Source organism: Salegentibacter sp. 24 (assembly GCF_004362395.1).
GTDB lineage: Bacteria > Bacteroidota > Bacteroidia > Flavobacteriales > Flavobacteriaceae > Salegentibacter.
On record NZ_SNWE01000017.1, the window covers coordinates 80,258 to 90,141 of the forward strand.

The 9,884-nt window shown below is 34.6% G+C and carries 17 protein-coding genes and 1 pseudogene; all 18 read left to right on the forward strand.

Annotation, left to right across the window (positions count from 1 at the left end; genetic code table 11):
* Positions 1–37: 37 nt before the first annotated feature.
* The 18 genes and pseudogenes from DET49_RS12855 to DET49_RS12925 all read left to right on the forward strand — a co-directional run bounded on the left by DET49_RS12855 (position 38) and on the right by DET49_RS12925 (position 9,718).
* Positions 38–652: a hypothetical protein gene (locus DET49_RS12855; protein ID WP_057481172.1), complete on the forward strand. Its 615-nt coding sequence runs from the start codon at positions 38–40 to the stop codon at positions 650–652.
* A gap of 10 nt (positions 653–662) precedes the next feature.
* Complete coding sequence (locus DET49_RS12860) at positions 663–854, forward strand: SHOCT domain-containing protein (protein WP_034892159.1); 192 nt, start codon at positions 663–665, stop codon at positions 852–854.
* Between the two features lie 3 nt (positions 855–857).
* Positions 858–1,244, forward strand: coding sequence for a DUF302 domain-containing protein (locus DET49_RS12865; protein ID WP_034892162.1), 387 nt, complete (start codon positions 858–860; stop codon positions 1,242–1,244).
* Positions 1,245–1,268: 24 nt separating this feature from the next.
* The gene (locus DET49_RS18500; RefSeq protein ID WP_156100710.1) at positions 1,269–1,436 is read left to right on the forward strand and encodes a hypothetical protein; all 168 of its coding nucleotides are present in this window, start codon (positions 1,269–1,271) and stop codon (positions 1,434–1,436) included.
* 170 nt (positions 1,437–1,606) lie between these two features.
* Entirely contained in the window at positions 1,607–2,296 is a 690-nt protein-coding gene (locus DET49_RS12870) for a DUF2231 domain-containing protein (protein WP_081891337.1), read from the forward strand.
* Between the two features lie 9 nt (positions 2,297–2,305).
* Positions 2,306–3,802 (forward strand): FMN-binding glutamate synthase family protein, encoded by a 1,497-nt coding sequence (locus tag DET49_RS12875; protein WP_133548491.1) that lies wholly within the window; start codon positions 2,306–2,308, stop codon positions 3,800–3,802.
* A 102-nt stretch (positions 3,803–3,904) separates the two neighbouring features.
* Positions 3,905–4,618 carry a PepSY domain-containing protein gene (locus DET49_RS12880; protein WP_133548492.1) on the forward strand — a complete coding sequence of 238 codons (714 nt, stop codon included), beginning with the start codon at positions 3,905–3,907 and terminating at the stop codon, positions 4,616–4,618.
* A gap of 31 nt (positions 4,619–4,649) precedes the next feature.
* Complete coding sequence (locus DET49_RS12885) at positions 4,650–5,018, forward strand: DUF3347 domain-containing protein (protein WP_133548493.1); 369 nt, start codon at positions 4,650–4,652, stop codon at positions 5,016–5,018.
* 30 nt (positions 5,019–5,048) lie between these two features.
* Entirely contained in the window at positions 5,049–5,222 is a 174-nt protein-coding gene (locus tag DET49_RS12890) for a DUF3347 domain-containing protein (protein ID WP_133548494.1), read from the forward strand.
* A gap of 107 nt (positions 5,223–5,329) precedes the next feature.
* Positions 5,330–5,845, forward strand: coding sequence for a helix-turn-helix domain-containing protein (locus DET49_RS12895; protein ID WP_243729642.1), 516 nt, complete (start codon positions 5,330–5,332; stop codon positions 5,843–5,845).
* 77 nt (positions 5,846–5,922) lie between these two features.
* The gene (locus DET49_RS12900; RefSeq protein WP_133548496.1) at positions 5,923–6,930 is read left to right on the forward strand and encodes a potassium channel family protein; all 1,008 of its coding nucleotides are present in this window, start codon (positions 5,923–5,925) and stop codon (positions 6,928–6,930) included.
* Positions 6,931–7,043: 113 nt separating this feature from the next.
* On the forward strand, positions 7,044–7,364 hold the full coding sequence (locus DET49_RS12905) for a four-helix bundle copper-binding protein (protein WP_034892172.1): 321 nt from the start codon (positions 7,044–7,046) through the stop codon (positions 7,362–7,364).
* Positions 7,365–7,699: 335 nt separating this feature from the next.
* Entirely contained in the window at positions 7,700–7,864 is a 165-nt protein-coding gene (locus DET49_RS18505; protein ID WP_166636578.1) for a hypothetical protein, read from the forward strand.
* 414 nt (positions 7,865–8,278) lie between these two features.
* The gene (locus tag DET49_RS18730) at positions 8,279–8,473 is read left to right on the forward strand and encodes a hypothetical protein (protein WP_075327055.1); all 195 of its coding nucleotides are present in this window, start codon (positions 8,279–8,281) and stop codon (positions 8,471–8,473) included.
* A gap of 38 nt (positions 8,474–8,511) precedes the next feature.
* A complete protein-coding gene (locus tag DET49_RS18950) occupies positions 8,512–8,691 on the forward strand; it encodes a helix-turn-helix domain-containing protein (RefSeq protein WP_339654132.1) in 180 nt (59 codons plus the stop codon).
* 119 nt (positions 8,692–8,810) lie between these two features.
* Positions 8,811–9,045, forward strand: a pseudogene (locus DET49_RS12915) (ArsR family transcriptional regulator); the annotation flags it as partial.
* 93 nt (positions 9,046–9,138) lie between these two features.
* On the forward strand, positions 9,139–9,324 hold the full coding sequence (locus tag DET49_RS18735) for a GDCCVxC domain-containing (seleno)protein (RefSeq protein ID WP_133548497.1): 186 nt from the start codon (positions 9,139–9,141) through the stop codon (positions 9,322–9,324).
* 76 nt (positions 9,325–9,400) lie between these two features.
* Positions 9,401–9,718, forward strand: coding sequence for a DUF6660 family protein (locus DET49_RS12925; protein WP_243729645.1), 318 nt, complete (start codon positions 9,401–9,403; stop codon positions 9,716–9,718).
* Positions 9,719–9,884 lie beyond the last annotated feature (166 nt).

Consider the following 9,884-nt stretch of genomic DNA (forward strand, 5'->3'; position numbering starts at 1 on the left):
AACGATGAAAATTTTATTAACTCTAAAACAAAGTAAAATGAAAACAATTGTAAAAACCTTAATGATTATAGTAGCAGTAGGAACATTGGTAAGCTGTAAATCAACATTTAACGCTTCTGAAGCAATGGATGTTCCAGACAATCGAAACGCTGTTTACCAGGAAATTATTTCGAACCCAAACCAATTCAATGAATTTATTGATCTGGCACAACAAGACGAAGGGGCAAGAAAACTCATGATGCAAAACCATATGCAAATGATGGAATCTGGCAAAATGAAAGCCATGATGCAAAAGAACCCGGGGATGAAAAAAAAGATGAAATCCCACATGGAGAAAATGATGGATGATCCTGAAATGAAAGAAATGATGGGGAAAATGATGAAGAAGAAAATGAAGGAAAATCCGGAAATGAAAGAAAAAATGATGCATGAGATGATGCATTCCATGGAGAATGATCCTGGATTCAGAAAAAAAATGATGCAGGGGATGATGAAAAAAATGAAAGAAAACCCGCAAATGATGCAGGAAATGATGGAAAAAATGCATGATGATCCCGAGATGATGGAAAGAATGAAGCAACATATGGATAAAAAGAAAGGGGATGATTCCAAAAAAGAAGCCGGAAAACATGAACATAATCCAAAACCATAATTAGGGGATAATGATGATGTTTTGGTGGATTGTAATAGGGCTTATTGTCGTGGCAGCAGTCTTTCTGCCCTTAAGTAATTGGTTAGGTAAAAATCAGAGAACAGGCGATAGCCCTATACAAATACTTGAGAAAAGATACGCAAAGGGAGAAATAAGTAAAGAAGAATTTGAAGAGCAAAAAAATAATCTCAAAAGAAAATGACTTATGAAATACTATTTTAATAAAACGATAAAAGGAGATTTTGAGCAGGTAATTGATCAGGTAACCCGGGAACTGGAAAAAGAAGGCTTTGGCGTTTTAACTGAAATTGATGTTACTGGCACTTTAAAGAAGAAACTGGATGTGGATTTTAGAAACTATCGCATCCTGGGAGCATGTAATGCGCCTTACGCCCATAAGGCATTAGAGGTCGAAGATAAGATTGGCACCATGCTGCCTTGTAATGTTATAGTTCAGGAGAAAGAATCGGGCCAAATTGAAATTGCGGCCGTTAACCCTATAGCCTCGATGCAGGCTGTAGAAAATAAAGCTTTGGGAAAAGTTGCCCAGGAAATAAAAGGGAAACTCGAAAAAATTATTTCAAAATTATAGTTAGACGTTTTTAAAACTAACCAGATGAAAAATATGAAATTTATACTGTTGCTCGTTTTTATTGTAGGAATTAATTTTTCTTTAATGTCCTGTAGGGAAACCACAGAGACAGAGCATGACGATATGGATGATATGGAAATGCAGGATGAAGGGATGATGGAAGAAGATGATATGCAAATGGATCACGACTAGGATATGGATCTTGAAGGAGGTCACGATCATTAAACAACATATTTGATCAAAGTTTTTTGAAAATGGAGGGATTTTGTCTTAATATTAATTAGTTGAAAACTTCGATTCCTCTCCATTTTCTTTCCTACTTGCTTTATGACATATTTCTAATAACCAAAAAAAGATAACAGATGAAAAATTTTTTTCTCATATGCCTGGTTTCTTTGGTGCCAATTATGGTACAGGCTCAGGAAAATCATGAAAGCCACGAACACCCTTCAAACACTGAAGAACGAAATATTGAAAAGGATTCAATTCCTGCTCAAGATTTGGAGTCTAAAGAAACCAATGAAGAAAATTTAGAACAGCACAAGAATGAAGTGAAAGCCGGGTTGGACGAATTTCCAAACCTGCATCCTTTGGTTGTTCATTTTCCTATTGTCCTACTCATTTTTGGGGTAATTTTACAACTTATCCAAATTTTTATATTAAAACCTAATATGGATTGGGTGATTTTGCTTATGGTGGGTGTTGGCTTTATGGGAGCTTATATTGCCGGGGTATATGCCCATCCTCATACACATGATTTAACTGAAACAGCCAAAAGTGTGCTGGAACAACACGATAAATTTGCTGAATGGACTATCTATTCCAGTGCCATCGCGGCTACTTTAAAATTGGTGAGCGTGTTTTTACTTAAACAGAACCGCCTTTTTGAAATTTTAGTTTTTCTGGTGCTGGCTTTTTCAGCTTATTCAGTTTCAGAAGCTGGGCACTATGGCTCGCAATTAGTTTACCTTGAAGGCGTAGGACCACAGGGCAACTACCTGGAACCTGAAAAAACAAATGAGAATAGCAAAGACGAAGGACATTCGCATTAAATTGCATTTATGAGAAATTCTTTTTTAATAGGTTCTTTAGTGTCCGTGGTAGTGCTCACAATCCTTATATTGTGGCAGCCGAATTTATGGTGGGTAGCGGTTTTACTGCTTCCTGTTTATATTTTGGGCTTTAAAGATTATTTTCAAAAAGCGGACAACATACAGCGTAATTATCCTTTATTTGGTAGGCTTACCAATCTTTTAGAAGAACAACGCCACGTTTTGCAAGAAGCTTTGTTCCTTAATCGCACCGAGGGTATGCCCTTCAACTGGATCCAGAAAGAAATCGTTTATAAGCGGGCCGCAAACGCAAACAAGAATCAGCCCTTTGGCACCCAGTTATCTTATGAGAGTGTTGGCCGAGAACGGTTTTTGCATTCTACATTTCCGTCAAAGGAATTCCGGGATAATTTTCGTATTAATATTGGAGGCCCAAATTGTACTAAACCCTACAGCTCAAGTATTTTAAATCTCGGGGCGATGAGTTATGGCTCTATAAGTAAAAATGCAACTTTGGCATTAAATGCTGGGGCTAAAATTGCAAATTTTGCACAAAATACAGGAGAGGGAGGTTTAACCCCATATCACAGGAAATACAAAGCTGATTTAATTTTTCAATTTGGCACGGGTTACTTTGGTTGCAGGAATAAGGAAGGGGATTTTGATGCTAAAAAATTTAAAAAAATAGCTGAAGATAAACTCGTGAAAATGATAGAAATTAAAATCTCACAAGGAGCTAAGCCAGGTTTTGGTGCTATACTTCCTGCCAGTAAAAATACCAGGGAGATTTCAGAATATAGGGATATTGAAGCACATACAGAGATTCATTCCCCGGCGCACCACAGTGCTTTCAGTAACCCTAACGAGTTGCTTAAATTTATCAAAGAATTACGTGATCTTTCCTCTGGAAAACCTATAGGGATTAAACTCTGTATTGGTTTAAAACAGGAATTTGATGAGATGATTAAAATATTTTCAAAAAATAAAGAAAATAATTTTCCAGATTTTATTGCGGTAGATGGAGCAGAAGGTGGTTCTGGGGCTGCAAGCATGGATGGATTACATTGGGGCGGAACACCTTTAATTGAGGCGCTTCACTTTGTAGATATAACTCTAAAAAAATATAAGCTACGTAAGCATATTAAAATTATAGCTGCGGGAAAAATAATTTCTTCTTTCGATGTTTATAAAACTTTGGCCGTTGGAGCCGATGCTTGTTACAGTGCTAGGGGCATGATGTTTGCCCTGGGTTGTGTCCAGTCTTTAAAATGCAATTTAAATACCTGCCCCACCGGTATTACCACTATGGATACAAAGCGGGTAAAAGCTTTGGTAGTTGAGGATAAAAAATACAAAGTGGCTAATTATCATAAAAACACCATTCAGGGTTTGAAGGAATTGTTACTATCAATGGGTATCTCAGATAGAAATGGAATAAATAAAACAAATATTGTAAGAAAAATTAGTGAGACGGATATTAAATCCTATAGTGAACTGTATAAATGATCTTTAACGACTAAAAGAAAATTTGTAATTGATTAATGTAGGTGAACGCAAACGAAATCGCAGACGTAAAAAGAATAATCTAATATATAAAGGTTAATTAGAATGGTGAAGAGAAAAACAGCTATGAAAATTCGTAAAGGCCATCGATACCTGGGAATCTTTATAGGAATTCAGTTTTTGATATGGACCATTAGCGGGATGTATTTCAGCTGGACTGATATTGATGAAATTCACGGAGATCAATTTAAAAAATTACCACCCGAGAACTCAAATTTTGAAAATCTCGCCGGCATTTCCACGCTCATTCCGGAAATGAAAATTCATAGTATTAGTTTAAAAGAAGTTTCTGGCGAGCCTTACTATTTTGTAAATAATGAAAAACTGGTACACGCACAAGATGGCAAAGTTATCGATGAAATTTCAGAAGAAGATGCCAGGAATATCGCGCAACGGTATGTAAAAGATGATTTTGAAATAATTTCAGTAGAAAAAATCAACGAAGTCGGGGATCATCATGAATACCGTAGTGGATCTTTTCCGGCTTATGTTATTAATTATGCCCAACCTAAAAACCTAAAAGCTTATGTGGGTGCTACCGATGCAAGTTTTAAAACGGTGCGTTATCGCGACTGGCGTTGGTTCGATTTTCTGTGGATGACCCATACTATGGATTACGAAGGAAGGGACGATTTTAATAACCTTGTACTACGTATTTTTTCTCTTATGGGCCTCATTACTGTCTTGAGCGGTTTTTTACTCTGGTATATTTCATCACCATTGGTAAGAAAATTTCAAAAAAAAATCAAACAAACCTAATTTTGAACATTAATAACGATAAAATCGGAAAATGAAAAAAATATTTAGAAGCATAACAGTTTTAAGTCTCATTGCTGGAAGTTTAGCGATATTTTCTTGTAAAAATGACGGAAACACAAAGGATGCCCCAAAGCCAATGCAAAATGAAATGCACCAGCCAAACATTGATGAAAATGCTGAAGCAAAAGGCTATGAGGATGAAGGATTGCAAGCTGAATTTAAGGATAAAAAAACCTCTGATGTCTATAACCTCTATATAGATATTAAAGATGCGTTTGTAAATACCAATTCCCAAGCCGCTAGTGAAAAAGCAGCAGAACTTGCAAAAACCGCAGCCAATAAGAAAGGTATAGTGGCTATGGCAAATGAAATTGCAGAAAACGGTAATATAAATAAGTAGCGGGAAGCTTTTTCTAAACTTACAGAAGCTATGGAACCTGTTTTAAGGAATGCATTAGCCTCTGGAGAAATCTATAAGCAATACTGCCCCATGGCTTTTGAAGGAAAAGGAGACTATTGGTATTCAAATTCAAAAGATATTTTTAACCCATATTACGGAAATAAAATGTTAAAATGTGGCAGAGTTGAAGAAACAATTAAATAAGCTGTAAGAATAATTTGCTTGGTTTTCGGGCCTTGCAGGTTGCTCAAAAGTTTTGAATGAAAGTAAAAAAATTGTACATAAAAAATGTGGTGTGCCAAAGGTGCATTATGGCCGTAAAGGAAATTTTTAATAATTTGAATATTCCTTTTTCCGCGGTAAACCTTGGTGAGGCAATTTTAGAAAGAAAGCTTTCTGCTGTTGAGAAAGAGAAACTACAAACAGAATTTGAAAAATTAGGGTTCGATATCATTGAAAACCGTAATGAAAAATTAATTAACAAGATAAAATCTTTAATTATTAAAGAGGTTTATTCAGAAGGCACTTCAAACGATAAACTATCAACTATGCTTAATTCACACCTGCACCTTAATTATGGCCATATAACCCACATCTTTACAGATAGAGAGGGACAGAGTATTCAGCAGTTTTACAACTCGGTTCGAATTGAACGCGTAAAAGAGCTTTTAAATTACGATGATTGGAGTATCGTGATGATTGCAGATAATCTTGGGTATTCTTCAGCCGCCTATCTTTCAACTTCATTTAAAAAAGCAACGGGACTTTCCCCTTCAGGTTACAGGAAGTTACAAGTAAAAGACCGGAAAAGCCTTGATATGATCTAAGTTTTCCTTGGTATGGAAGTTTAACCAGGTTAGCTGCTCAAGAGACTACTTAGGTCAAATAAACTAAAGCATACAATATGAACATTCTTTCAATTCTAGGCATACTTATTTATCTATTAATTGTGTTAGATGTTATTCAAACAACTCTTTCCTTACAGGGTGGGGGGTGGTTGACCAGCCGGTTTTCCCATTTTTTCTGGAAAGGATTTTTAAATATTTCTGGCAAAGACGGAAGTTCAAAATTTTTGAGTCATGCAGGTTATATCCTGCTTATTGCAATTGTAATAATTTGGGTCTTTGCCCTGTGGAGTAGTATGGTTTTGATCTTATATTCCAATCCTGGATCAATAATTCAAAGTTCCACCAAGACCACTGCAGGATTATTGGAGGTAATATATTATAGCGGTTTTACCCTCTCCACCCTGGGCGTTGGTGATTTTATAGCTGCAGGAAATTATTGGAGGCTACTAACCACTATTTATTCCTTTACAGGTCTTATTCTTCTTACTATGTCGGTAACTTATTTTATTCCCGTTCTTTCAGCAGTTATAGACCAACAAAAATTGGGGATAAAACTTAGTACCTTAGGAAGCACACCGCAAGAAATTGTACTTAATTCCTGGAATAAAAAAGACTTTTCAAGACTGACGAATAAAATTGATGATATATCCGACTCTATTATTAAATACAGCCAGCATCATAGAACATATCCGGTTATTCATTATTTCCACAACCCAAATCAAAGTAACAATGTAGTTTTGCAACTGGCGCGCCTATACGAGGCATTAGTTATCCTTACCCATAAAATAAAAAAGGAAAAACAGCCCCCCTTAGAAGATATTCGGCCTTTGATTGTAGCTTTTGAAAATTATTTTAAAATTATATCTGAAGTTACCCATATCAATATTAAAGAAAAAAATACTGCAAAAATTTCGGTTGCAATTTTGCAGGAACACGGCTTGGTGTCTACCACTATAGAACAAAAAGATATAGAAGAAAAATTTATGAAAAAACGTAGATTTTTCAAGACCTTATTATTGCAGGATGGCTGGAAATGGACACAATTAGAAGAAAAAAAGCCTTAAAATTTTAAGGACTTTGTTAAATACCTTTAAAATTGAAAGATCTTAGCATAATTTTAAAACCCACTTTGGTTTTTAGTTTATAATTTCGACATAAACCATTAAAAATCAATATTATGAGAAATGAAAAATTAATTAATGCACTTGGAAATTGTATTAACCATTGCAATTATTGTGCTGATGCCTGTCTTGATGAAGACAATGTAAAGATGATGAAAGATTGCATTAGAATTGACAGGGTATGTGCTGAAGCCTGTGCTGCTTTAAATCAAATTTTAGCCACGAGTTATAGCGATGTGAATGCCCTGGTTGAATATTGTAAAAAGGTATGTCAGGATTGTGCAGATGAATGCGATAAGCATGATCATCAACACTGCAAGGATTGTGCGCAGGCTTGTAGAGAATGTGTAGAAGCTTGTGAAGCTTATCTGGCTTAATTGTAACTGGGACCCGGTTTAGGCCGGGTTTTTATTTACGATTTAGCAGGCTATGTTAGTTTTTGAACCTATTTGAAAACTACCTCAATGTTTTTGAGGTCGCAACTGGTCAATTGCCAGTTTGATGCTCTTAATCTATAATATTTTGTGCTTTCGCAGTCCTTAAAAACTACTCTTTCCTTTCACTTTCATATATGCGTTTAAAGTAATTTCAGGGCGGTTTTTTGCCTGAGGTTACTTAATAAAATTAGGACGATCATATCTTTTGATTCTTAGCTAATTATAAGAAATAACTCTTAACTGGACAATTTTACCAATCATATAAATATAATATAATGAGTGCAAATAGAAGAGATAGAAGAAAAAATAAAAACCGGAAAAAGACAAAATACAAGAAAGATACTATTTCTAAAAAAGATAAAATTTATGGTATTCTTGCTTTGGTTATTTTATTTTTCGCAGCCTTATTTGCTGCCATTTCTTTTGCTTTTATGGCTTAGAGTATATATTTAAAACCTAAATTATGATTAATACTCTTTATCGAGTTATCAATTTAAGTTCCATTTTAAATGACCAGAATAATGCGGGTACTTCTAAATAATTTAAGATGTTTGGGCCTAATGAATTTACCTTAAAGACATATTTATATTATATTATGCCACTAATCCACGAATACTTTCTACAATTTATTGGTGGATTCGTGGCTCCTTTGCGCATTTTTGGGCAGACTAAGAATATTCTATGGTCCCGGTAATTAACTTTATAACTCCAACTCTTTATATTAAAAATATGGTGTGTGCACGCTGTATAAGCTCAGTCGCGTTTATCTTAGATAAGTTGAAAATTTCTTACAGTGTCATCAAACTGGGTGAAGTATATTTAGAATAAGAATTAAATGAACAAACAAAAACCTTTTGAAAAAAGAACTTCGGAATTCTGGTTTTAGTCTAAAAACCGATCGAAAAAGTCAACTCATTGAACAAATGAAAAGCCTGGTAGTGGAAAAAATTCACCACTCCAATAAGTTACTCGATATAAAATGGCCAGAATTTATAAGTGAAAAATTACATCTTAACTATAAGTACCTTAGCTCTTTTTTTCTGCTGTAGAAGGCATAGCATTTGAGTTATACATCATCAACCAGAAAATTGAATGTGTTAAAGAATTCATTGATTATTATAAATTGACTTTAAGTGAGATAGTTTTTAAACTAGATTATAGTAGCGTTGCCTATTTAAGCAATCAGTTCAAAAAAGTAATGGGAATAGCACCCACGCAGTTTAAGAAATCTGTGGACAAACACCGAAAGTCATTGGATGAGATTTGATTAAAGGATTTTAAAAACCAAGGATTGTTTAAAAGTTTACAGTTATTTGCATTATTATTCAAGTATTTTGTTAAATCATACGATAAATATATAATTGTTGTTACTTTGAGTAAAAAAAGATGAGCCTAGAAATAACTTCTCCACGGAATGAAGGGGACAAGAAGCAAATATCGTCTTCCAAGGAAACAATATAATAATTCGGACGGCTTTAAGGCAATAAGCAAAATTCTGTCTCTTGCGGAAAGCGGGGTACGACTGAAAATCCTATTCCTGTTGAACATAGAGAATGAATTGTGCCCTTGCGATATAGCTGACATTCTTAAAATGAGTGTTCCCGCCGTATCTCAGAATATCTGTCTTGACACTAATTGCTGGAACAAGCGATATGGAAATTTAGCAAACAAATAACACAACACGTTATAAGGTAACGGACAAAAGAAAAAGTTAATGGAAACTACTATATTAAAATCAGAAATCACCTATCCTGAATGTGGGCAAAATAAGAGAAGTAATGTTAGTAGAATCTTGCCAATTTTTTACGAGGGTGGGAATTGTAAAACGGTTTTAAAACCAAAAGGAGGTATTTGTTGTGTTTACTGTTCATACCGAACTGAATCTTGCCCACCAATTTAAAAAAATAATAGAGGCTGATGGTTTACTTTGCATACCCTGTGCATGCATATTTAATTATCTTTGTAATGTGAAAATAATGGCACTCATATTATCGCTTTATGTACTCGGGCTTAATTTATTAGCCTGTAATGATAATGATACTTCACAATTGAATTCTGATTCAGAAGTAACAGTGATTGCTGCCCAGGATTTAGATTTCGACCATTCACATGATAAAGTAGTGGATTTATGCCCTCCTTTTTGTAGTTGTCATTGCTGCCATGTGCATACAGTAGATTTTGGTTCTTCAAATTTCAAAGCTTTGATTGCGGAAATTCCATCAAAAGCTTTTCTTCATTTTGATAGTTCAGTGGAAGAACCTATACTTTCCTTTTTAGATCCTCCAAAAGTTTAATTCAGTTTTTTTAAAGGATAATTATATCCTTTTTTGACCAAATCCTGGTTCTCATACTAGATCCTTGGTCATATTGATAGATTTTGTTAGGCACAAAATTATTATCAAGAATTTTAACTGAATTAAATTTTTATTTATATGATTAATAAGATAATCGCATTTTCCA

Bases quoted from the DNA above. Each gene is read 5' to 3' on its own strand.
- DET49_RS12870 (WP_081891337.1), top strand. From the start codon at position 1,607: ATGAAAAATTTTTTTCTCATATGCCTGGTTTCTTTGGTGCCAATTATG.
- DET49_RS12925 (WP_243729645.1), top strand. From the start codon at position 9,401: ATGGCACTCATATTATCGCTTTATGTACTCGGGCTTAATTTATTAGCC.
- DET49_RS12865 (WP_034892162.1), top strand. From the start codon at position 858: ATGAAATACTATTTTAATAAAACGATAAAAGGAGATTTTGAGCAGGTA.
- DET49_RS18505 (WP_166636578.1), top strand. From the start codon at position 7,700: ATGAGTGCAAATAGAAGAGATAGAAGAAAAAATAAAAACCGGAAAAAG.
- DET49_RS12900 (WP_133548496.1), top strand. From the start codon at position 5,923: ATGAACATTCTTTCAATTCTAGGCATACTTATTTATCTATTAATTGTG.
- DET49_RS12875 (WP_133548491.1), top strand. From the start codon at position 2,306: ATGAGAAATTCTTTTTTAATAGGTTCTTTAGTGTCCGTGGTAGTGCTC.
- DET49_RS12890 (WP_133548494.1), top strand. From the start codon at position 5,049: ATGGAACCTGTTTTAAGGAATGCATTAGCCTCTGGAGAAATCTATAAG.
- DET49_RS12880 (WP_133548492.1), top strand. From the start codon at position 3,905: ATGGTGAAGAGAAAAACAGCTATGAAAATTCGTAAAGGCCATCGATAC.
- DET49_RS18500 (WP_156100710.1), top strand. From the start codon at position 1,269: ATGAAAAATATGAAATTTATACTGTTGCTCGTTTTTATTGTAGGAATT.
- DET49_RS18735 (WP_133548497.1), top strand. From the start codon at position 9,139: ATGGAAACTACTATATTAAAATCAGAAATCACCTATCCTGAATGTGGG.
- DET49_RS12855 (WP_057481172.1), top strand. From the start codon at position 38: ATGAAAACAATTGTAAAAACCTTAATGATTATAGTAGCAGTAGGAACA.
- DET49_RS12860 (WP_034892159.1), top strand. From the start codon at position 663: ATGATGATGTTTTGGTGGATTGTAATAGGGCTTATTGTCGTGGCAGCA.
- DET49_RS12885 (WP_133548493.1), top strand. From the start codon at position 4,650: ATGAAAAAAATATTTAGAAGCATAACAGTTTTAAGTCTCATTGCTGGA.
- DET49_RS12895 (WP_243729642.1), top strand. From the start codon at position 5,330: ATGGCCGTAAAGGAAATTTTTAATAATTTGAATATTCCTTTTTCCGCG.
- DET49_RS12905 (WP_034892172.1), top strand. From the start codon at position 7,044: ATGAGAAATGAAAAATTAATTAATGCACTTGGAAATTGTATTAACCAT.